The organism is Azospirillum cavernae (assembly GCF_003590795.1).
GTDB classification, from domain to species: domain Bacteria; phylum Pseudomonadota; class Alphaproteobacteria; order Azospirillales; family Azospirillaceae; genus Azospirillum; species Azospirillum cavernae.
Genome location: NZ_QYUL01000002.1, coordinates 984,920 through 1,005,250, shown reverse-complemented (window position 1 = coordinate 1,005,250; position 20,331 = coordinate 984,920). Strand labels below are relative to the sequence as shown.

The window sequence follows — 20,331 nt, the reverse complement described above, 5'->3', positions numbered from 1 at the left end:
CTTATTCCAGCAGCGCTTCACGCGCATCAAGGCCGTCTCTGGTCAGCCTCCACACGCCGGGAGCATGACCCAGACCGATCAACCCGCGAATCTCCATCTCTGCCAGTAGCCACTCAGGCGTGTCCGTCGCCTCCGGGTAGATATCTCCATCCATGTCCGCCGTCAGCAGGCAGAGGATCTGCGACCGCGACAGGACTGCTTGCGCATGCACGCGAGCGCTGTACTGCGGCTTTGGCATACGGGCCTCCATGATCCGGGTGCAGCCCAGCATGCGCCTGCCGACTTGAGAATCCAACCACCGCCCGCGCCATTCGGTGCGGGCTTTTTCATGTCCGAGGAGTCCCTCATGTCCCCAAAAGCGCGCGATTACCTGCTCGCCCGCCTACAGGAGCCGACTACGTGGCGCGGCATTGCCACCTTGCTGACGGCCTTTGGCGTCGCCCTGTCCCCCGAACAGGCCGAGGCGATCATCCCGCTTGGTATGGCGGTTGCCGGGTTTATTGGCATCTTGACGAAGGGGTGATCCGATGACCTTCCTGCTCAGCCTTCTCGGCACGCGGGCCGGGGCCATGGGGGCCGCCGCCCTTGCGGCATTGCTCGCCATCGCTGTCGGCGTCCAGACGCTTCGCCTGTCGTGGTCTGAGGCCGATGTCGCCGCGCAAAAGGCACTTGTCACCCAGCGAGACGCGGCCATCGCCACCCAGAACGCCGCCGCCGAGAAAATGCGCTCCGACGCACTGGCCGCGTCTCAGGCCGCATCGCAGCGCGCCACAGCGGTCATGAAGCCCCGCCCGAAACCCAACGCAGCGACCGTGGAGGCGCTCAATCAATGGCTCGTCTCGCCCTGACCATCTGCGCCGTCCTGGCGCTTGCTGCCTGCGCTTCGTCACCGCCTCCTCCCGTCGAGGTTCCGGTCCCGCAGCGCCTCGAACCGCCCCCCGAGTTGATGGTGGCCATCCCGCCGCCGGGCCGCATCTTCACTGCGCCCGGAGTGTCGTCGGTCGCCTGCGTCGATCCCGCCGGTCGGGATGCGTTGGTCGGCTACGTTGACGCGCTGCGCCAGCGTGGCGATGCGTGGCGAGCCTGGGTCGGCCCGTGAACCAGAACTCACCCGTTGCACGCGCGGGAAATTCCAACTAACACCACAACCGTCTTGAACGACGGCCAACACCTACTCCAGGAGCCGCTACCGGAAGCCCGCGCTGGCTCAGCAGCGCGCCGGGCGGGGGTAAAATGCGTTCACTGAGACGACCGGGGGTGTGAGCCGGTTAGGGGCGCGAGCAGATAGGGATGGACACGGCTACAGTGGCGGGGTGATCGCGACACCTCGTTGCGCTGGCGTTCGTGGAGTTGCCGACGAAGATCGGCGCAACTATCCGCATTTAATGTAAAATATAGTTATCTTGCGTCCGCGCAGTTTCGTAAGGCGCGCCCTTCGCGTCACCATGCACCAGCGACTCGCCTTTGGGTCGCGCAACGCATGGAGATGCAGATGCACCACTTTACGCTCAACGCCCCCGCCCGTCTCGCCGATCTGCCCGTCCCGGTCGGCCCTCTTTCTGGCCTTCTCACATCTGCGCGCGATCACCTGTGCGCCCTGGCAGAATCGGCGGGAGTCACGCTATGGGTCAACCCGCACATGGAAGGGTTGCTCGCGGTCAATGATCGCGCGCGCGCTGCCGGAACGTGGGATGAGATCCTTCCGGCCGCATCCGTCCGGCACCGCAGCCTGAACCGCAGCAACGCCTATTGGATCGACGGACGCAACGCCGAGGGCGAGACGGTGACGGTCCAGGCGGGCTTGCTCTACGATTGCCGGGAGCGCTCGATAGGCCAGCGGTTCGCCGACCTATCGGTGTTCTACGACGAGCCGGAACAGCAAGCCCCGGTGGGTGAGTTTTGCGACGTGACGTCGGAGGTTGCTCTTGGTCTGCGCGGGCGGGTGGTATGGACCAATGCCGGTTGGACGAAGCCGGGCGCGGGAAAGCGCGGCCTGTTTCGGACGGCGCAGCGGGCGAACAAGCTGGCGTCGTGGCTGCTTTGGCAGCCTGACGCGATGGTGTCGGTGGTCGAGCCTCACATCGTGCCGGTGTGGTCGCCCAGCAGGATGGGAATCCGCCACATGGATGACGCGACGTCGATCAACTATCACCAAGTCGGGAATGGCGAGTTCCCGATGCATTTCGTCTTGTTCACAAGGTCGCACTTTTTTGGCGATCTCGCCGCCATGACGATGAGCGAGGCCGCCTAAGCCGCCTAAGCGCCTGGCCAGTCGATCACCGTGAGAAGCGCTTTCTGGCCGGATGGTGAGGTCCAGCCGACCAGCAGGTGGCTGTAAACGACGGGGCGGGCGAGTCCGTGGATGACGCAATGGTTGTAAACAGGCTCCCCGCCCTTGATCGCCTCTTCATAGTGCGCGGCCAATTGGACCGCGTATTCGCTGTATGGGTCGTCGTCGTTCGGTTTTCCAAGCTGCTGCATAGCCCAATCCCGACCCAGCGCCCGAACCGTGGCGTCGGCGATCCGGCGGAACACCAGCGGCCCGCCCGGTTCGGCATTGAGGAACCCGCAATGGCGCAACAGCCCGGAGTTGGCCAGATCATGGGCGAGCGTGACCGGCGGCGCCGTCCGGATAGAAGGCCAAAGGTTCAGGATTTCAGATTGAGGCCCAGCCGCGAAACCAACCGGCTGCCGGTGGATTGTAACCGTGACGGCCTGCGGCGGTTTGGGCGGCGGGTCGCCCAACCGCCGAACAAAGGCCGGGATTTCCAGCCTCCGGGGCGCAAGCGATGCTGCCGACGGCAGGATTAGCGTCGCTGTCATCGCGCCCGCGCCGCTGACAGGACCGCCGCGCAGATCGAGCGCGCAAGCTCCAGGGTTGGGGCGCCAGCTTGCAACGCGGCGTCGATCAGACTGGGGCGGACGTCGGCGGGCAGGTCGTCGGGGGGTTGCTCGAACGCCACCACAGCCGCTGTGAACTGGCGGTCGGCGTAGAGTGATTCCACAGCCGCCACAACACCATCAAAGCGGTCGCGGAAATGGTCGGGGATCGCGCCGTCGGCGATGGCCGCGTTCACGGCGTTGCGCAGCTCTTCATCCCGGTAATCCAGGACATCCGGCGGGACGCCATCCAGTCCCGCTTGGACGAAGCCCAGCAGCGCCGACAGCGCCTTCAGGTTTCCGGCGTCCGGTCCGAGATTCCAGCCAAGTCGCGATAAGTCTCCGTTTTCCACGCGCGCAACTCCCGTTGGTGTCGGAAAAAGCATCGCTGGAGCAACCGGCGCGACGCAAGCGCATTTACGCGTCAAAGTAGGCCCTCGCGCTCCAGTCCCTGGTGATCCAGGATCGCCACACGGCCAGATCTGGTTATCAGGCCCGCGACGCGAAACGCGTCAAGGTGGCGCTGGATCGTCGAGCGCCGGACGGCCAGAATCTCGGCCAGCTCGATTTGGGTAAGCGACACAGCGCCGGTGGCTGGGTCGGCGCGAGAGAGCAGCAGTCGGGCGAGCTGTGAGCGCAGGTTGTGCGTCCTAACTTTTTCGTCCATGGCTTTGGCGTAGGCGAACTCCGCGAACCAGAGCGCGACGCCCTCCCACACCTCGGGCGTGAGCCGTAGCGCATCCATCAGATCGGGCGTCGCGATCCGCAACAAGGTGCAGTCGGTTTCAGCGATGGCGGTCGCCGTCCGTGGTCGGTCCGCGAAGATCCCCAGATCACCAATCGGCGCGGGCCACTCCAGCAGGGCGAGACGGACGTCTCGCGACGTCACCAGCACGCTGCCAGATTCAACAATGTACAAGTCGTCGCCTGGGTCGCCCTCGCGCACGATCAATTGTCGCGCGGCAAAATGCTGCACATGCACGCTTTCAACCAATTTCCACAAACACGCGCCCGCAACATGTGACAGGAGCGGACACGCTGTTATGGTGTTAAATTGCTGTTCTGTTAACATTCGCTCATTAAGTGGCGAGATTGTAATAATTGCGTTACGATTCGACGCAATTATTCTGACCGAAATGACCGAAATCGGTCATTGGTTTTTCTTTGTCACTTGACCCTTCCCTCATACAATTGGATGGCAAGCGAGATTGAGGCAATCGGAGTATTCCCGTATGCGCTAATGAGCAGAGACCCGAGGTTGAGCGACTTGACGAGCGCGCCAAACCCCAGCCGAAAGGCGATGATGTTTTCAGAAAGTCGGCGACAGGCGTCACCGCGCCGCTTAACTGCGCTCCGCAATTGTTCCGGGTACGACAAACGCCCGACTGCTATAACAGCCGGGCGTCCGTGTCGGATCAGGAAACCGAAATGAAACCCGATCGCAACGCGATCCCCGAAGGACTGAAGAACCCATGAAGATCGGAACCGAAGATAGCCGTTGGGGCGCGGAGCGCAAGGGTGTTGAGGTGGCGCGCCCGCCAATTACCACCGAAACCAGCGTCATTCCATCCCTTGGGCTGAGTTTCGCCGAAGCCGAAGCCGCGACCAACCCAGCCAGCGATGCCGATGCCGATTGGGTCGCTGTCACCGATGCCGCCGAGGCTATCCACGCCACGCCGCCCATCACCCTGGGCGACGCCATGGTGAAGCTGAGAATGCTTGCCGGTCCTCTTGGCGTGACCGGAGGCACCAGCAACGACCATGCGCGGGCCATCGGTCAAGTTTCGACCTTTCTGGCGACGCTGGCGCCCGTGAGGTGATCGTCTGGCGATGGGTCAACCAACCCCATCACTTTGGCGCCCCACCGTTCCAGCGCGTCACGCTTTTCGTCCATGTAGGCGTGCCGGTCGTAGACGCCCCTCACCCCGCCAATGACGTGTCCAATCACGCGCTCAGCGACATCGCCTCCAACCCGCAACTCTGACAGGCCGGTGCGCAGGGTGCGCCGCAGATCATGCAGCCTCCAGGGCTGCATGTCTTCAAGCCCCCTGGAGGCTCGCCGCTCCTTGACCTTCTTGTCGAGAACGGTCTTTGCCCAGCTATATCCGCTAAACCCGCTGTCTGGCGCCGTCGTGAACACGAACTTGTCGGAGACCCTTGGCTGGCTGGCTATGATGTCGCGAGCCGTCTGGGTCAACGGCACGGCGTGGACGACGCCGGTCTTGTAGCGCTCAGACGGGATGGTCCACAGCCCCGCATCGAGATCCAATTCGCACCACCGCATTCCGCTCACTTCATCGCGCCGCTGGCCCGTCAGCATCAGCACCCTGACCAGCCCAGGAAAGGGGCCTTTCAAATCATCGCATGCCAGCCAGATATCGCGGATCTCATCGGCAGCCAGCACCCTATCCCGACCATTCCGTTGGATAGCCCCGCCCCGCCTCCGGCCCCGGCTTGGACTTGCGAGTAGGTTTGCCTCCAGATCGCCGCGATCAACGGACCAATTCACGATTCTGAGCGCGAGGCCACGAACCCTGTGCGCCTTCTGCGCATGTCCCGCCGAGACTATCGGATCTAGGAGTGACACAAGATCCTTGCGCCGCAAATCGACCGCCGCCCGATCTTTCCAGCGAGCGAGTATTTCTCGATTGATGATCGATTCGACCTCTCGCCCCCGTCGCAGCAAGGGGCACTCCTGCTTGATGTAAAGGGTTGCAATTTCGCCGAAAGACCCCGGCGCGTAGCCGGTTGCTGATTTGCGCTCCGCTGCTGATTGCTTTTCTATCTTGTCGGCCAGCTTCTTTACGGCCGGGTCAATGCCGACCTCCACCGATTGCAACGCCTTCGCGGCCCTATCCCGCGCCTCCCCAAGGCCGATGGATGGAAAATGACCGATGGTCAGTCGCTTCTGTTTTCCGGCAAAGCGATAGAAAACGAACCACGATTTATTCGAGTCGCCAACCCGCAGGCCAAACCCCGGCAGTGACGCGTCGAACAATTCGAGGCGCTGGCCGGGAGCGGGCGGTTTCGCGCTCTCGACCGCCTTGGTGGTCAGCTTCACTTTGGGCATGAGGCACCTCCTTCGGGTAACGCGTTGGGTAACGAGAGGTGTGTCTATCTGCGTTTTTCCATGTTACCCGAGTATATGTGTAGCGTCACTATCTCAATGATTTCAAACAGAAAATGTTGAATGATGATTGGCCATGTTACAGTACGCATATTCTGGAGAATGAAATGCTGAACGGCGACGTCATCCGCCTGGACGGCGCCATCCGCATGGCCCCGCAATAAGGGCTGCGCGCAAAAGCATCTCTGGAAACGGCCCCCTCACCGGGGCCGTTTCGCGTTTCTGGGGTCTGTTTCGCGCGTTGACGGTTGATTTGGTTGAACTCTGGACCTGCCCTCCCAATCTTTATACCCTCGCCCCTTCCCTTCGCCCCCAACCTTGCGCGGGAGATCCATGCATTCCGGTCCCTTGATCGCCATCCTCGTCGCCGGCATCGGCCTTGCATTTATCTTTGGCGCGCTGGCGCACCGGCTGCGGATATCGCCGCTGGTCGGCTATCTGCTGGCCGGGGTGGTGGTCGGGCCGTTCACACCGGGCTTTGTCGCCGATCAAGGCTTGGCCAACGAATTGGCCGAGATCGGCGTCATCCTGCTGATGTTTGGCGTCGGTCTGCATTTCTCCCTGAAAGATCTGCTGTCGGTGAAGACCATCGCCGTGCCCGGAGCGGTGGTTCAGATCACCGTGGCGACGCTGATGGGCGTTGGGTTGGGCTGGCTGATGGGCTGGTCGCTGATGGCGGGCGTGGTTTTCGGTCTGGCCCTGTCGGTCGCCAGCACGGTGGTTCTGCTGCGCGCCTTGCAGGAGCGGCGGCTGGTGGAGACGGAACGCGGGCGGATCGCCGTCGGCTGGTTGATCGTCGAGGATCTCGCCATGGTGCTGGCCCTGGTGGTGATTCCAGCGGTGGCCGGGGCGATGAAAGGCGACGCGGGCGGAGCGGTTGGGGTCGCGGGCGGCCCCTTCGGGCTTGGCCTGACCGGGGTGTTGCTGGTGACGCTGGGCAAGGTCGCGGCCTTTGTCGCCGTGATGCTGATCGCCGGGCGGCGGGTGATTCCCTGGATTCTGCATTGGGTGGCGCACAGCGGATCGCGGGAGCTGTTCCGGCTGGCCGTGCTGGCCATCGCGTTGGGGGTGGCCTTTGGCGCCGCCGAGTTGTTCGGCGTGTCCTTTGCGCTCGGCGCGTTTTTCGCCGGGATGATCCTCAGCGAATCGGCGCTCAGCCAGCGCGCGGCGGAAGAAACCCTGCCGCTGCGCGACGCCTTCGCCGTGCTGTTCTTCGTGTCGGTCGGCATGCTGTTCGACCCGTCCATCCTGGTCCGCGCGCCGTTGGAATTGGCGGCGACTCTGCTCATCATTCTGGTGGGGAAGTCGCTGGCCGCCTTCCTGATCGTGCGGGCCTTTGGCCGCTCCACCGGCACGGCCCTGACCATTTCCGCCAGCTTGGCGCAGATCGGCGAGTTTTCCTTCATTCTCGCCGGTTTGGGCGTTGGTTTGGGGATTCTGCCGCCAATCGGGCAAGATTTGATTCTGGCCGGGGCCATTCTGTCGATTCTGCTCAACCCGATCCTGTTCGCCCTGCTGTTCCGATTCGTCCCGGTGGAAGAGGCGGCGACGCCCAAAGCCGCGACCGCCGACGCCGCGCCGACCCTGGAGCCGACGCGTCTGGAAGGGCACACCATTCTGGTCGGCTATGGCCGGGTGGGGTCGGTGATCGGGGCCGGTCTGAAAGACAGCGGCGCGCCCTTCGTCGTCATCGAGGACCGGGCCGCCCCGTCACAGGCCGCCCGCGCCGACGGCGCGGAGGTGCTGTTCGGCAACGCCGCCGATCCGACCGTGCTGCAAGCCGCCAACCTCGCGGCGGCGCGGCGGCTGGTCGTCGTCATCCCCGACGCGTTCGAAGCCGGGCAGGTGGTTGAGCAGGCGCGCGGAACCAACCCGACCTTGGAGATTCTGGCCCGCGCCCATTCCGACGCCGGAGCCGCCCATCTGCGGGCCTGCGGCGCGAGCGAAACGGTGATGAGCGAACAGGTGGTCGCGCACGCCCTGTTGCGGTTGGTGAGCGATGGCGCCGCGCCCGACGCGGTCAAGGGCTGAAAGGGGGCATTCCGCCCTGCGCCGCCTCATCGGCGTCCAGCGCCGCCCGCGCCACGGCCAGAATAGTGTCGAGGCGGATGACGAGTTCGTGTTCGCACAGGGCGGATCGGGCGGATCCCGCTTCGTGGATGATCGACCGCAAGGCGTCGGTCATCGCCTGAAGGCGGCGGTCTTGCGCGCTGTCGGTCATCTTGCCTCCGCCTTGCCGAAACAAAAAAGGATCGGGTCGTCGGTCAGTCTACACCCAGCGGCAGGCGAACGTGCGCGGTTGACGCAAACGCGGTAGGATCCCGCAAGCCCGCATGATCGAGCCACCCCGATGCCCACCCCGCCGCCTGCCAACGACCGCGCCCGCGTCGCCGCCAATCTGGGGGCGCTTGTGGCCGTCGCCATTCTGTTGGCGCTCGGCTATTGGCTGACCGGGGCGTTGGCGCGGCAATCGAAACTGGAAGACTGCCTGCTTGCCCACCGACGCCAGTGCGGCGCGGTGGAGACTCCGCCCTCCTGACCCGCCTTTCCCTTTCCCAGAGGACCCCAATGCAGCCACGCATCAGCCTTGTCACCCTGGGCGTCGCCGATCTGCCGCGCGCGCAGCGCTTTTACGAGCAGGGGTTGGGTTGGACGCCCTCTCCGGCGGGCAACGAGAATGTCGCCTTTTACCAGTTGGGCGGCATGGCGCTGGGCCTTTATGGCCGCGCGGCGCTGGCCGAAGACGCCCATCTGACCGACGCGGGCGATCCGGCACGCTTCGGCGGAATCACGCTGGCGCACAATCTGCGTTCCAAGGAAGAGGTGGACACCCTGATGGCCGAGGCCGAACGGGCGGGCGCGCGCATCGTGAAACCAGCGCAGGACGTCTTTTGGGGCGGCTATTCCGGCTATTTCGCCGACCCCGACGGCCATCTGTGGGAAATCGCCTGGAACCCCTTCTTCCCGTTGGACGAGGCAGGGAATTTGAGCCTGACGTCCGACTGACCCCACAACCGGGTCCCAAGGGCCTTTCGGCCCTTGGCGGGAGGGTCGCGGGAGGGCCGCGCCCTCCCCGCCAACGCTTCTCTGCTTACCCCAACTTCTGCTTGGCCATTGCTCCCAGACGCAGGCGGAGCGCGTTCAGCTTGATGAAGCCTTCGGCGTCCTTCTGGTTGTAGACGCTGTCCTGCTCAAAGGTCACATAGTCCATGCGGTAGAGCGAGTTCGGCGACTTGCGGCCGACCACCGACACCGTGCCCTTGAACAGCTTCAGACGGACCGTGCCGTTCACGACATCCTGGGTCTGGTCGATCAGGGCCTGCAACGCCAGACGCTCCGGCGACCACCAATAGCCGCAATAGATCAGCTCGGCGTAGCGCGGCATCAGCTCGTCCTTCAGGTGGCCGGCGCCGCGATCCAGGGTGATGCTTTCCATGGCGCGGTGGGCGACCAGCAGGATGGAGCCGCCCGGCGTCTCGTACACGCCGCGCGACTTCATGCCGACATAGCGGTTTTCGACCAGATCGAGGCGACCAATGCCGTTCTCGCCGCCCAAACGGTTCAGTTCGGTCAGGATTTGCGCCGGGGACAGGCCGACGCCGTTGATGGCGACGGCGTCGCCGTTCTTGAAGTCCACCTCGATGTAGGTCGGGGTGTCGGGCGCCTTTTCCGGGGCGACCGAGCGGGTGTACATGTCCTCGTCCGGCTCGACCCACGGGTCTTCCAGCGCCTTGCCTTCGTAGGAGATGTGCAGAAGGTTGGCGTCGGTCGAATAGGGGGCTTCGCCGCGCTTGTCCTTGGCGATCGGAATCTGGTTCTTTTCGGCGTAGTCCAGCAGCGTGGTGCGGCTGTTCAGCTCCCATTCGCGCCACGGCGCGATGATGGTGATGTCGGGGCGCAGCGCGTAATAGCCCAGCTCGAAGCGGACCTGGTCGTTGCCCTTGCCGGTGGCGCCGTGCGACACGGCGTCGGCGCCGACGAGGTTGGCGATCTCGATCTGGCGCTTGGCGATCAGCGGCCGGGCGATCGAGGTGCCGAGCAGATAGGTGCCCTCATACAGCGTGTTGGCGCGGAACATCGGGAAGACGAAGTCGCGCACGAACTCTTCGCGCAGATCGTCGATGAAGATGTTTTCCGGCTTGATGCCCAGCAGCTCCGCCTTCTTGCGGGCCGGCTCCAGCTCCTCGCCCTGGCCGAGGTCGGCGGTGAACGTCACCACCTCGCAGGAATAGGTTTCCTGAAGCCATTTCAGAATGACGGAGGTGTCGAGGCCGCCCGAATAGGCGAGCACAACTTTCTTGACCTGCTTCTTGGACGCGCCGCTCATGGGACTGCTCTTGCGGTGTGGGAAAAGGGACATAGGGCGCGACCGTAAGGCCTTTCCCCCCCGCCTTCAACCCCCGTTCCGTCCCTGCTTTCAGGCGTCCGCGTCGTCCTCCGCCGGGGGCGGGGCCGCCACGCGGTCCACGAAGGGCCAATGGATGTAGGCGAACAGCCAAATCGCCAGAACATTGACGTAGGGAACCAGCAGGAACAGCACCCACAGCGGGCTGCGCCCGGCCTTGGCCACCACCCAGCCGCCCGCGACCATGCTGTAGGTCATGACCAGCGAGATGATGAGATAAAACTGCCAGGGTTCCAGATCGTTGATGAAGGCCATCACAGGCTCCTGCGGGCTTTGGTCGCGCGTTTCTCCCGCACCGGCAGAACCGGCCAGCGGCTGTGCGCCAGAACGCCGATCACCGGCACCAGCCCGAAGGGAACCAGCGCCAGCAACGCCCACCAGGGCGACAGACCGGCCCGGCGCAGAATGCGCCACAGCGGCCAGACGATGGCCAGATCGAACAGCAGCAACCCGAACAGCGGGCTGTTGACGATGTCCTGAAGGAACTCCAACACAAAACCTCTCTGGCGGGGCGACCGATCACGCGGTCCCCAGAGAAGCGCGGACGGCCCGGTTTGTCGAGGAAAACGTCCCACCCCGTCGACGCCCGGCGGTCAGGCGTTCCGATCAGGGTCTTCTCCAACGGTTCGGGGAACGGATGGACCGGGCGGGGGGCCGTGTTACACTCCGCCATACGAACGTCCCAACGGGCTTGCGCCCGCAGACGGCGCCGATGGAACCAACGGAGCGGATTGTCCAGTGCCCGACACCCCCGACCATGGGATCGGTTCGCCCCACCGCTCCTTCGGCTGGCGATTCCCTGGATCGAAGCCCGCCACGGTGTCCAAGCGCGTCGTCGCTTGGCGAATCGGCCTGTTGGCGGCGGTGATCGGCGGCTTCGCCCTGGTGTCCTATGAGGATCTGCGACGCGCCCGCACGCGGGTGGAGGAAGACGCCCTGCGCCAAAGCCGCAATCTGGCGATCACCCTGGAAGCCGACGTCCTCAACACCATCCGGTCCGCCGAACAGTCGGTTCTGGCCCTGATCGACAACGCCTATTCCCCCCCGTCGCCGCAGACGGCGGGCGAAAGCGCCGCGTCGGACGGGGCGCCTCCCCCTGATTCCATCCCCGCCGTCCGCACCCTTCTGCTGGCCAACCGCGACGGGTCCATCCGCTACAGCACGGGCGCGCCCTCTCTGTCTTCAGTCGGCGGGCTGGATCTGTTCGAGGCGCCGCGCGCGGCCAAGACCAGCGGCTTTCACCTGTCCGTTCCCTTCCGCGACGGGGAGAACAGCGGGTGGCGGATCGCGGTCAGCCGCCGCTTGCCAAGCGCGGACGGCCAATTCGCCGGAATCGCCGCCGCCATCATCGACCTGCGCCGCTTCGCCCGCTTTTACGCCACGCTCGACATCGGGCCGCGCGGCTTCGTCACCTTGTGGCGCAGCGACGGCGCGGTGCTCGCCAACTCGCGCGCGGTCTCGCTGATCGAAGCGGATCCTTACGCCAACGCGCGCTTTTTGCCGCGCTTCGAGGATGGGGAGCAAACCCACACGCTGAGCGGAGTCTCCCCCTACGACGGCGAGGACCGCATCGGCGTCGTGCGCGCGGTCGAAGGGCTGCCGCTGCATGTGCTGGTCCGCCTGAGTTCGGGCGATTATCTGGCCAGTTGGCGCGCCGACCTGTGGCGTCGCGTTTTGGAAACAGCCGCGATGTCGGCGTTGCTGATCGCCCTGGTCGCCCAACTCCTGCGCCATCTTGGTCGGTTGGAGGAAACCACCAAAGCCCTGGACGCCAGCGAACGGCAATCCCAGGCCCTGTTCAACAGCAGCTTTCAGATCATGGGCCTGCTGTCGCCCGACGGGCTGGTCGTGGCGATGAACCAGCCCGCTTGCGCGCTGGCCAATCTGCCGCCCGAAGCGGTGATCGGGCGCCCGGCCTGGAACGTTCGAGGCTGGGCGCGCACACCCGAAATCGCAGAACAGTTTCGCCATTCCATCGAAACCGCCGCCGCCGGACAGTTCGTCCGCTATGAAACCGACATCCACACGACCGACGACGTCCGCATCATGGACGTCTCGATCAAGCCAATCTTCGATGAGGCCGGGCGCGTCACGCTGCTGGTGACGGAAGCCCGCGACATCACCGAACGCAAACGCTTTGAAAACAGCCTGCGGGACAGCGAAGCCCGGCTGCGCTCCTATCTGGACGCGGCGATGGAGGGCTTCTTCATCAGCGACGAGGCCGGGCGCTATGTGGACGTCAACCCGGCGGGTTTCCAAACCTTGGGCTACACGCGCGACGAGATCCTGGCGATGCGGGTGCTGGACCTCATCGCGCGCGACCATCCGATGGGACCAAGCAGCGTCGAAGGCTTTCGCACCGTCAAACGGCTCGGCTTGTTCCGTGGCGAAATGGCCCTGCGTCACAAGAACGGCGCCACCCTGCGCGCCGAGGTCAACGCGGTGCGGTTGGACAACGGCCTGTATCTGGGCGTCACCCGCGACGTCACCGAACGCCGTCTGGCCGAAGAGGCCCTGCGCGCCAGCACCGCGCGTTTGACCGCCCTGGTTCACGCCTTGCCCGATTTGGTCTTCATCCTGGATGACGAAGGCCGTTACCGTGAAATCTTCGCCAACACCAACGATCTGCTGATTTTGCCGCCGGAACGGATGATTGGTCGCCGGGCCGAAGAGGTGCTGCCGGATTGGCGGGGGCGGCAGTTGATGGAAAGCTTGCGCCAGACCCTGGCGACCGGCCAGCCGCAGCGCATGGAATACCAACTCACCGTACAGGCGGGCGTGCGCTGGTTCGAGGCGCGCACCCAGATGCTGGCCGATGATTTCGGCGCCCGCCCCAGCATGCTGATGCTGGTGCGCGACATCACCGACCGCGTCGAAGCCGAAGACCGTCTGGCCGCCGCCAAGGAGCAGGCCGAGGCCGCGAACCGCGCCAAAAGCGCCTTTCTGGCCACCATGAGCCACGAGCTGCGCACGCCCCTGAACGCCATCATCGGCTTTTCCGACATCATGCTGCATGAGCTGTTCGGGCCGCTGGGCAGTCCGCGTTACCGCGACTACGCCCGCCATGTGCAGAACAGCGGGCACCATCTGCTGGACCTCATCAACGACGTTCTGGACATGTCGAAGCTGGAGGCCGGACGCTTCACCCTGGACGAGGAATGGATCGACGTCGCCGACGCGCTGGAATCCTGCCGCGCGCTCGCCATTCTTCCGGCCGAACGTGGGAATTTGCGGTTGAACGTGACCGCGCCCTCCGCCCTGCCCCGGCTGTTCGCCGACGAACGCGCGGTGCGGCAGGTGCTGTTGAACGTGCTGGCCAACGCGGTGAAATTCACCCCGTCGGGCGGGCGGGTCGAGGTTGAGGTGGGGATTCCAATCGACAGCGGCGATCTGGTCATCACCGTGCGCGACACCGGCATTGGCATCGCCCCGGACGCGCTGCTCACCATCGCCGAACCCTTCCAACAGGCCGACAGTTCCATCGCCCGCCGCTTCGGCGGCAGCGGCCTTGGCCTGTCGATCAGCCGCAACCTGATCGAATTGCACGGCGGCAGTCTGACCATCGACAGCGCGCTGGGGCGGGGCACCACGGTGCGCATCCTGTTTCCCGCCACCCGGATCGAACGGACGGCGGCGGGCGCGGTTGCAGAAACAAGCCCATCGGCGTAACCCAGCCTTCCGCCACCTCACAAACCAGAAAGCGCCAGATCATGATCGGAAACGACGGCAAGCCGGTGTCCAAGGCCGATTTGCGCGCCCACATCGCCAACTACAACAGCCAATCGCGCGGATCGAAGGAGTTCGGGGCCATCCCGCGCGCCCTGGTGACGATCCTCGACGGGTTGAAGCTGGGCAAGACCGGCTACGTCAAATGCCTGGACGGTCAGGTCCAACTGTCTCGCCGCAAGGACAACACGGTGTCGGCGGGGGCCTGACCCGCATAAAAAAATCCTCCCCCGCCGTCGCGGGAGAGGATTTCTTCAAACGCCCGAACGCTCGGATCGGAACCCGGCGGTCAGTGTCAGTGGTTCGACGCCGCCGCCGCGCCGATGCCGGTTTGCGAGCGGACGAACTGGTCGTCGAACGCCACCCGCTCCGCCGCCGCCGAGGCGCTGCCGTCCAGCTTGGACACGACGATCGTCACCAGGAAGGCCAGCGTCATCGAGAACAGGGCCGGATGCTCGTAGGGGAAGATCGGCGCCGGGTTGTTCAGCACCACCACCCAAACGGCGTTGGACAGGATGACCATCGTCACCGCCGACACCAGACCGGCCAGACCACCGGCCAGCGCGCCGCGCGTCGTCAGACCCTTCCAGTACATCGACAGGATCAGCACCGGGAAATTGACCGACGCCGCGATGCCGAAGGTCAAGCCGACCAGGAAGGCGACATTCTGCTTTTCAAACGCGATGCCCAGCACGACGGCCAGCACGCCCAGCACCAGCGAGGCCATCTTGGACACGCGCATCTCCTCGCGCTCCGTCGCCGTTCCCTTGCGGATGACGCGGGCGTAAAGGTCGTGCGCGATGGCCGACGCCCCGGCCAAGGCCAGACCCGACACCACCGCCAGGATGGTGGCGAAGGCGACCGCCGACAGGAAGCCCAGAAACAGGTCGCCGCCCAGCGCCTTGGCCAGATGCATCACCGGCATGTTGCCGCCGCCGATCAGCTTGCCGCCGACGATTCCACCCTCGAAGAACTGCGGATCGGTGCCGACGATGGTGATCGCCGCCATGCCCAGGATGCAGACCAGCAGGAAGAAGAAGCCGATGAAGCCCGAGGCCACGAAGACGCTCTTGCGCGCTTCCTTGGCGTTGGGAACGGTGAAGAAGCGCATCATGATGTGCGGCAGGGCCGCCGTGCCGAAGAGCAACCCCAACGACAGCGACACCGCCGAGACCGGATCGGCCAGCAGCGTGCCCGGCCCCATGATCTTGATCCCGTCCTTGTGCGAGGCGATGGCGCTCTTGGCGATGGCCTCCAGGCTGAAGCCGAAGCGCGACAGGGCCAGGAAGGTCAGCGCGATCCCGCCGCCCAGCAGCAGAACCGCCTTGATGATCTGCACCCAGGTGGTGGCGATCATGCCGCCGAAGGTAACGTAAACCACCATCAGCACGCCGACGACCACGACCGCCACGTTGTAATCCAGACCGAACAGCAGCTTGATGAGCTGCCCCGCGCCGACCATCTGGACGATGAGATAGAAGCACACCACGGTCAGCGAGCCGATGGCGGCGAAGGTGCGGATCTTGTTCTGGTCCAGCCGGTAGGACGCGATGTCGGCGAAGGTGAAATGGCCGAGGTTGCGCAGCCGTTCGGCCAGCAGGAACAGGATGATCGGCCAGCCGACGAAGAAGCTGATGGTGTAGACGAAGCCGTCATAGCCCTTGGCGAACACCAGGCTGGACAGACCCAGCAGCGTCGCCGCCGACATGTAGTCGCCCGCGATGGCCAACCCGTTCTGGAAGCCGGTGATGCCGCCGCCCGCCGTGTAGAAATCAGAGGTGGATTTGGTCCGGCTCGCCGCCCAATAGGTGATGCCCAGCGTCATGACGACGAAGGCCAGGAACATGGCGATGGCCGAGACGTTGACCGGCTGCTTGTCCACCGCGCCCAAATCGCCGCCCGCCGCCAGCGCCGGAACGCTCAGCGCCAGCGTCAGGACCACAGCAAGGCCGAGGCCAAGCCCCGCCGTCTTTCCAATCGCGCGGCTCATTGCAGGGTCTCCCGAGTGATCTCGTCGTTCAGCGTCTCGAACTCGCCGTTGGCGAAGTGCGAATAGACGCCGGTCAGCAGCCAGGACACGACGATGATCGCCGCCCCGACGGGGAAACCGACGCTCAACGCCGACTCCTCCGACAAGGGCGCGCGCAGAACCTGCGGCGCGAAGGCGACGACCATCATGAAGGTGTAATAGGACACCAACACGATGGCCGACAGGCCCAGGGCCAGACGGCTCCGCTTCTTCACCAACTCATGGAATTTTGGGTTCTGGCGAACCCGCGCGTAGACGGGGTTTGACATGCTTCCTCCAGACGATGGCCGTCTTTTCTCGTTGCTTGGCCCCTCAATGGGGGATCCTGCGCCATCGCCTACGCCAACAGTTTTGCCCAAATTTCCCGGAAATATGACGAATTGTTGCAGGGGAGATTCAGCAATTTTCGCATCGTTTGCGATTGAGCGACCGGCGGGAAGCTGGAACTATGAGGGGGTTTTCTCTCCCGCCCCTCCCGCCGCCGGTCACGCCGTCCCATGGTCCGCTCGCGTTTGTTCCGCTCGCGTCTGTTTCTTCGGCTGTTTTCGGCCATCCTGCTGACGCTGGGGCTGTTTTCGTCGGCGGTCTATCTGCTGTCCGTCCCGCTGATCGAAGAGACGGCTTACGAGATCGAGCGCGACGCCAGCCGGACCATCCTCGACAACGTGTTCGAGCTGGTCAGCAAAATCCGGGGCGGGTTGGAGGAGCAACGGGCGATCACGGTGGAGTCCTACAAGACCCGCCTGCGCGACATGGTGTCCGCCGCCGCCGGTTCCATCGACCATGTCCACGCCCGCGCCGACCGGGGCGAAATCACGCGGGAGGAGGCCAATCGGCTGGTCGCCGAAGGGCTTCAGGCCCTGCGTTACGGCAGCGACGGCTACATCTGGGCGACCGATTACAACTCGGTCATCCTGTCCCACCCGTCGCCCGACTATCAGGGCCATGACAAGTCCGACCTGCGCGACAACACCGGCCGTTACATCCTGCCCACCATCATCGCCACGGCAAGGCGGGAGGGCGAAGGCTTCCTGACCTATCCCTGGTGGCGGCCCAACGGCGACGAGCGCGCGCCCAAGCTCAGCTATTTCCGCGACCTGCCCCAACGCGGCGTCGTCGTCGGCACCGGGGCCTATCTGGCCGACGTCGACGCCGAGGTCGAGCGCCGCAAGGCCGAAGCCATCGAGGATCTGCGCCAGGCCCTGCGCAATCTGCGCATCGCCCGCACCGGCTATCTCTACATCTTCGATTCGGCGAACCGGATGATTATCCATCCCAACGCCAACATCGAAAACACCGCCTTCGGCACGTTGGTGAACCCCGTCACCGGCAAGCCCATCGGCGAAGAGCTGAAAATCGCCGCCGCCAAGGGCGAGCCGCTGACCTATCTGTGGGACAAGCCCGACGATCCCGGCAACTACGCCTATGAAAAGATCAGTTGGGTCCGGCATTTCCAGGGATTCGACTGGTACATCGCCTCCTCGGTCTATGTGGAGGAGTTGCGGCGGTCGTCGGTGGCGCTGGGCAATCGGATTCTCGCCATCGCCGTGGCGCTGATGCTGACCGGCGGCCTGCTTGGCTATGTCGCGGTGCGGCGGCTGGTCGCCCCGCTGCGGCGGCTGGCCGACGCCGCCGCGCAGGTGCGGGCGGGCGACCTGAACGCCGAAAGCGGCATCCGCCGCGACGACGAAATCGGCCTGCTCGCCACCGCCTTCGACGGCATGGTCGGGCGGGTGCGCGACAACATCGCCACGCTGGACAGCCGGGTGCGCGACCGCACCGCCGCGCTGGAGGACGCCAACACCCGCCTGCGCGCGGCGATGGCCAGCCAGGACACCGCCCGCCGCGCGCTCGCCGAGTCGGAGGGGCGCCAGCGCGTCATCCTCGACGCCATCCCGGCCAGCATCGCCGGTCTGGACCGCGACGAGCGTTTGACCTTCGCCAACCGCCGCTGGGCTGAGCTGGTCGGGCGGACCAAGGCCGAGGTCATCGGCCAAGCCTTGATGTCCATCGTCGGACGCCGCGCGCACGAGGCGCTGGCCCCCCATCTCGACCGCTGCCGCGCGGGGGAGGTGGTGACGTTCGAGTACAGCCTGCCGCGCGGCGGAAAAACGCTCATCACCAAAACGACGCTGATTCCCCATCCTGGGGCCGACGGCGCGGTCTCCGGCCTGTTCGTCCTGACCCTCGACGTCACCGACGAAAAGCAGACCGAGCGCCAGTTGATCGAGGCGCAGCGTTTGAAGGCGGTCGGCCAATTGTCCGGCGGGCTGGCTCATGACTTCAACAATCTGCTGTCGATCATCATCGGCAACCTGTCGGCGGCGCGGGAGCGTTACGCCGGGGTGGAGGGGCTGGACGCCTATCTCGAACCGGCCCAACGCGCCGGACGGCGCGGGGCCGACATCACCGGGCGTCTGCTGGCCTTTTCCCGCCAACAGCCGTTGAAGCCGGAACCCATCGAATTGTGCGGCCTGCTGCGCGACATGGCGGTTCTGCTGCGCCGCTCCTTCCCCAGCAGCATCGACATCCATGTGCCGGGAGACGGCCCGGATTTCTGGACCATCGCCGACCAGACCCAGTTGGAAAACGCCCTGGTCAATCTGGCGATCAACGCGCGCGACGCCATGCCCGACGGCGGGCGGCTGGACATCGCCATCGCCCGGCGCGGCGTGACCGACGGGCTGGTCTTCGACGAGCCGGTGCGGCCCGACGATTATCTGGAGATCCGCGTCCGCGACAGCGGCGTCGGCTTCACGGCGGAGGCGCTGGCCCGCGCCGTCGAACCCTTCTTCACCACCAAGACGCAAGGCTCGGGCCTCGGTCTGTCGATGGTCTATGGCTTCGTCAAGCAATCGCGCGGCTATTTCCAGATCGACAGCCAGCCCGGCCAGGGCGCCGCCGACCGGGGGACAACCGTCACCCTGCTGTTGCCGCGCGCCGAGCCGGTCGCCCGCCTGCCCGACCTCCCTACCCCGACGCCCCTGCCCGACGCGCTGGACAGCGGTTGGCGCGGCAAGCTGGCCCTGGTGGCGGAGGACAACGACGATGTGCGGCAGGTGATGCGCCAGCAACTGGTCGAGCTGGGCTTTTCCGTCGTCGAGGCGGCGAGCGGCGACGAGGCGGCGGAGTTGATCGAACAGATCGACGGCCTGTCGCTGCTGGTGTCGGACATCGTCATGCCCGGCCTGTCGGGGATCGAGCTGGCCCGGCGGGCGCGGCGGCTGCGCCCGGCGTTGCGGGTGGTTCTGGTCAGCGGATTCTCAGTCGAGTCTGGCGAGCCGCCCCCCGACGCGGTCATACTGCGCAAACCGTGGGACAAGCGGGACCTGGTCGCGGCCATCGGCCACGCCAGCGAACCCGCGCGGACGCAAGCGCAAGCCGACGCGCAAGCCGACGCGCGCGGTGGGGGGAACGAGGCGTGACGCAGAAAAAACGAATCTGTCTGGTCGAGGACGAGGCCGACATCCGCAACCTCGTCGCCGGGGTGCTGGAAAGCTATGGCTACGAAGTATCGGCCTGGGGCAGCGGGCGCGAGGCGCGGCAGGCGATCCAGCGGCAAGCCCCCGACCTGTGCATCGTCGATCTCGGCCTGCCCGACATGGACGGCCTGACCCTGGTGCGCGAGCTGTGGGAGGATGTCCGTTTCGGCGTCATCATCCTGTCCGGGCGCGGCGGCACGTCCGACCGGGTGTTGGGGCTGGAGCTGGGGGCCGATGACTACGTCGTCAAACCCTTCGAGCCGCGCGAACTGGTCGCGCGCGTCAACAGCGCCATCCGGCGGCGCGAGCAATTGACGGCGGCGGCGGCCACGGCGGAAACCGGACGGGCGCGCTTTGGCGGCTGGGTGTTCGATCTGGGCGACCTGACGCTGACCGCCGACGACGGGCGCCAGGACAGCCTGACCGCCGCCGAAGCCGCCCTGCTGCTGACTCTGTTGAAAGCGCCCAAGCGGGTTCTGTCGCGGGAGCATCTGCAAGGCCCCGATCTGGACCGCGACGATTTTCCCTATGACCGCAGCATCGACGTCCGCGTGTCGCGCATCCGCAAAAAGATCGAAGAGGATCCGCGCTCCCCCCGCCTCATCAAAACCGTCTATGGCGCGGGCTATCTGTTCGCCGGGGACGTTGTCTGGCTGCGGTGACGTCCCTGCCCGCCGGGCGA

The 20,331-nt window shown here is 65.3% G+C and carries 23 protein-coding genes; 12 read left to right on the top strand and 11 right to left on the bottom strand.

Annotated features, from left to right (window positions below; translation table 11 throughout):
- Position 1: 1 nt before the first annotated feature.
- Positions 2–271 (bottom strand): hypothetical protein, encoded by a 270-nt coding sequence (locus D3877_RS16045; protein ID WP_238474915.1) that lies wholly within the window; start codon positions 269–271, stop codon positions 2–4.
- Between the two features lie 75 nt (positions 272–346).
- On the opposite strand from D3877_RS16045, the gene D3877_RS30265 reads away from it, so the two are divergent.
- From D3877_RS30265 to D3877_RS16025, 4 genes are all read left to right on the top strand, one after another.
- On the top strand, positions 347–523 hold the full coding sequence (locus D3877_RS30265; protein ID WP_199720822.1) for a hypothetical protein: 177 nt from the start codon (positions 347–349) through the stop codon (positions 521–523).
- 4 nt (positions 524–527) lie between these two features.
- Positions 528–848, top strand: a complete 321-nt coding sequence (locus D3877_RS16035; protein ID WP_119831734.1) for a hypothetical protein — start codon at positions 528–530, stop codon at positions 846–848.
- Positions 830–1,099, top strand: coding sequence for a hypothetical protein (locus tag D3877_RS16030; protein ID WP_119831733.1), 270 nt, complete (start codon positions 830–832; stop codon positions 1,097–1,099). Before D3877_RS16035 ends, D3877_RS16030 begins: the two co-directional genes overlap by 19 nt.
- Positions 1,100–1,480: 381 nt before the next feature.
- Positions 1,481–2,251, top strand: coding sequence for a hypothetical protein (locus D3877_RS16025; protein WP_238474914.1), 771 nt, complete (start codon positions 1,481–1,483; stop codon positions 2,249–2,251).
- Positions 2,252–2,256: 5 nt separating this feature from the next.
- Here D3877_RS16025 and D3877_RS16020 read toward each other — a convergent pair whose 3' ends face one another.
- The 3 genes from D3877_RS16020 to D3877_RS16010 all read right to left on the bottom strand — a co-directional run bounded on the left by D3877_RS16020 (position 2,257) and on the right by D3877_RS16010 (position 3,862).
- On the bottom strand, positions 2,257–2,823 hold the full coding sequence (locus D3877_RS16020; protein ID WP_147395199.1) for a hypothetical protein: 567 nt from the start codon (positions 2,821–2,823) through the stop codon (positions 2,257–2,259).
- Complete coding sequence (locus D3877_RS16015) at positions 2,820–3,233, bottom strand: hypothetical protein (protein WP_119831731.1); 414 nt, start codon at positions 3,231–3,233, stop codon at positions 2,820–2,822. Before D3877_RS16015 ends, D3877_RS16020 begins: the two co-directional genes overlap by 4 nt.
- 71 nt (positions 3,234–3,304) lie before the next feature.
- Entirely contained in the window at positions 3,305–3,862 is a 558-nt protein-coding gene (locus tag D3877_RS16010; RefSeq protein WP_158599926.1) for a Crp/Fnr family transcriptional regulator, read from the bottom strand.
- Between the two features lie 490 nt (positions 3,863–4,352).
- On the opposite strand from D3877_RS16010, the gene D3877_RS16005 reads away from it, so the two are divergent.
- Positions 4,353–4,700 (top strand): hypothetical protein, encoded by a 348-nt coding sequence (locus D3877_RS16005; RefSeq protein WP_119831729.1) that lies wholly within the window; start codon positions 4,353–4,355, stop codon positions 4,698–4,700.
- Here D3877_RS16005 and D3877_RS16000 read toward each other — a convergent pair.
- Positions 4,658–5,950 carry a tyrosine-type recombinase/integrase gene (locus tag D3877_RS16000; RefSeq protein WP_119831728.1) on the bottom strand — a complete coding sequence of 431 codons (1,293 nt, stop codon included), beginning with the start codon at positions 5,948–5,950 and terminating at the stop codon, positions 4,658–4,660. The two genes, D3877_RS16005 and D3877_RS16000, sit on opposite strands and share 43 nt — an antisense overlap.
- Before the next feature lie 390 nt (positions 5,951–6,340).
- Here D3877_RS16000 and ybaL point away from each other — a divergent pair, with 390 nt between their 5' ends.
- Positions 6,341–8,038: a YbaL family putative K(+) efflux transporter gene (gene ybaL / locus D3877_RS15995; protein ID WP_119831727.1), complete on the top strand. Its 1,698-nt coding sequence runs from the start codon at positions 6,341–6,343 to the stop codon at positions 8,036–8,038.
- On the opposite strand, the gene D3877_RS15990 is transcribed toward ybaL, so the two are convergent.
- On the bottom strand, positions 8,028–8,228 hold the full coding sequence (locus D3877_RS15990) for a hypothetical protein (protein WP_119831726.1): 201 nt from the start codon (positions 8,226–8,228) through the stop codon (positions 8,028–8,030). The genes ybaL and D3877_RS15990 overlap by 11 nt on opposite strands.
- Before the next feature lie 129 nt (positions 8,229–8,357).
- Here D3877_RS15990 and D3877_RS15985 point away from each other — a divergent pair, with 129 nt between their 5' ends.
- Positions 8,358–8,546, top strand: coding sequence for a hypothetical protein (locus tag D3877_RS15985; RefSeq protein WP_119831725.1), 189 nt, complete (start codon positions 8,358–8,360; stop codon positions 8,544–8,546).
- Between the two features lie 29 nt (positions 8,547–8,575).
- Complete coding sequence (locus D3877_RS15980) at positions 8,576–9,013, top strand: VOC family protein (protein WP_119831724.1); 438 nt, start codon at positions 8,576–8,578, stop codon at positions 9,011–9,013.
- Positions 9,014–9,098: 85 nt separating this feature from the next.
- Here the strand turns inward: D3877_RS15980 and D3877_RS15975 are convergent, their stop codons facing one another.
- From D3877_RS15975 to D3877_RS15965, 3 genes are all read right to left on the bottom strand, one after another.
- Positions 9,099–10,334: an argininosuccinate synthase gene (locus tag D3877_RS15975; protein ID WP_119831723.1), complete on the bottom strand. Its 1,236-nt coding sequence runs from the start codon at positions 10,332–10,334 to the stop codon at positions 9,099–9,101.
- 90 nt (positions 10,335–10,424) lie between these two features.
- Positions 10,425–10,667 (bottom strand): hypothetical protein, encoded by a 243-nt coding sequence (locus D3877_RS15970; protein ID WP_119831722.1) that lies wholly within the window; start codon positions 10,665–10,667, stop codon positions 10,425–10,427.
- The gene (locus tag D3877_RS15965; RefSeq protein ID WP_119831721.1) at positions 10,667–10,903 is read right to left on the bottom strand and encodes a hypothetical protein; all 237 of its coding nucleotides are present in this window, start codon (positions 10,901–10,903) and stop codon (positions 10,667–10,669) included. The genes D3877_RS15970 and D3877_RS15965 overlap by 1 nt, the downstream gene beginning before the upstream one ends.
- 247 nt (positions 10,904–11,150) lie before the next feature.
- On the opposite strand from D3877_RS15965, the gene D3877_RS15960 reads away from it, so the two are divergent.
- Together D3877_RS15960 and D3877_RS15955 are read left to right on the top strand one after the other, a co-directional pair.
- Entirely contained in the window at positions 11,151–14,081 is a 2,931-nt protein-coding gene (locus D3877_RS15960; protein ID WP_119831720.1) for a PAS domain S-box protein, read from the top strand.
- A 41-nt stretch (positions 14,082–14,122) separates the two neighbouring features.
- Positions 14,123–14,347, top strand: a complete 225-nt coding sequence (locus tag D3877_RS15955; RefSeq protein ID WP_119831719.1) for a hypothetical protein — start codon at positions 14,123–14,125, stop codon at positions 14,345–14,347.
- 86 nt (positions 14,348–14,433) lie between these two features.
- Here the strand turns inward: D3877_RS15955 and D3877_RS15950 are convergent, their stop codons facing one another.
- Positions 14,434–16,128, bottom strand: coding sequence for a cation acetate symporter (locus tag D3877_RS15950; protein ID WP_119831718.1), 1,695 nt, complete (start codon positions 16,126–16,128; stop codon positions 14,434–14,436).
- Entirely contained in the window at positions 16,125–16,436 is a 312-nt protein-coding gene (locus D3877_RS15945; RefSeq protein ID WP_119831717.1) for a DUF485 domain-containing protein, read from the bottom strand. Before D3877_RS15945 ends, D3877_RS15950 begins: the two co-directional genes overlap by 4 nt.
- A gap of 228 nt (positions 16,437–16,664) precedes the next feature.
- Between D3877_RS15945 and D3877_RS15940 the strand changes: the two genes are divergently transcribed.
- Positions 16,665–19,592, top strand: coding sequence for a cache domain-containing protein (locus tag D3877_RS15940; protein ID WP_238474913.1), 2,928 nt, complete (start codon positions 16,665–16,667; stop codon positions 19,590–19,592).
- Positions 19,589–20,311 (top strand): response regulator transcription factor, encoded by a 723-nt coding sequence (locus tag D3877_RS15935; RefSeq protein ID WP_119831716.1) that lies wholly within the window; start codon positions 19,589–19,591, stop codon positions 20,309–20,311. The genes D3877_RS15940 and D3877_RS15935 overlap by 4 nt, the downstream gene beginning before the upstream one ends.
- Positions 20,312–20,331: the final 20 nt, after the last annotated feature.

Coding starts and splice junctions, on each gene's coding strand:
- D3877_RS16045 (WP_238474915.1), bottom strand. CDS start 271: ATGCTGGGCTGCACCCGGATCATGGAGGCCCGTATGCCAAAGCCGCAG.
- D3877_RS30265 (WP_199720822.1), top strand. CDS start 347: ATGTCCCCAAAAGCGCGCGATTACCTGCTCGCCCGCCTACAGGAGCCG.
- D3877_RS16035 (WP_119831734.1), top strand. CDS start 528: ATGACCTTCCTGCTCAGCCTTCTCGGCACGCGGGCCGGGGCCATGGGG.
- D3877_RS16030 (WP_119831733.1), top strand. CDS start 830: ATGGCTCGTCTCGCCCTGACCATCTGCGCCGTCCTGGCGCTTGCTGCC.
- D3877_RS16025 (WP_238474914.1), top strand. CDS start 1,481: ATGGAGATGCAGATGCACCACTTTACGCTCAACGCCCCCGCCCGTCTC.
- D3877_RS16020 (WP_147395199.1), bottom strand. CDS start 2,823: ATGACAGCGACGCTAATCCTGCCGTCGGCAGCATCGCTTGCGCCCCGG.
- D3877_RS16005 (WP_119831729.1), top strand. CDS start 4,353: ATGAAGATCGGAACCGAAGATAGCCGTTGGGGCGCGGAGCGCAAGGGT.
- D3877_RS16000 (WP_119831728.1), bottom strand. CDS start 5,950: ATGCCCAAAGTGAAGCTGACCACCAAGGCGGTCGAGAGCGCGAAACCG.
- ybaL (WP_119831727.1), top strand. CDS start 6,341: ATGCATTCCGGTCCCTTGATCGCCATCCTCGTCGCCGGCATCGGCCTT.
- D3877_RS15990 (WP_119831726.1), bottom strand. CDS start 8,228: ATGACCGACAGCGCGCAAGACCGCCGCCTTCAGGCGATGACCGACGCC.
- D3877_RS15985 (WP_119831725.1), top strand. CDS start 8,358: ATGCCCACCCCGCCGCCTGCCAACGACCGCGCCCGCGTCGCCGCCAAT.
- D3877_RS15980 (WP_119831724.1), top strand. CDS start 8,576: ATGCAGCCACGCATCAGCCTTGTCACCCTGGGCGTCGCCGATCTGCCG.
- D3877_RS15975 (WP_119831723.1), bottom strand. CDS start 10,334: ATGAGCGGCGCGTCCAAGAAGCAGGTCAAGAAAGTTGTGCTCGCCTAT.
- D3877_RS15970 (WP_119831722.1), bottom strand. CDS start 10,667: ATGGCCTTCATCAACGATCTGGAACCCTGGCAGTTTTATCTCATCATC.
- D3877_RS15955 (WP_119831719.1), top strand. CDS start 14,123: ATGATCGGAAACGACGGCAAGCCGGTGTCCAAGGCCGATTTGCGCGCC.
- D3877_RS15950 (WP_119831718.1), bottom strand. CDS start 16,128: ATGAGCCGCGCGATTGGAAAGACGGCGGGGCTTGGCCTCGGCCTTGCT.
- D3877_RS15945 (WP_119831717.1), bottom strand. CDS start 16,436: ATGTCAAACCCCGTCTACGCGCGGGTTCGCCAGAACCCAAAATTCCAT.
- D3877_RS15940 (WP_238474913.1), top strand. CDS start 16,665: ATGGTCCGCTCGCGTTTGTTCCGCTCGCGTCTGTTTCTTCGGCTGTTT.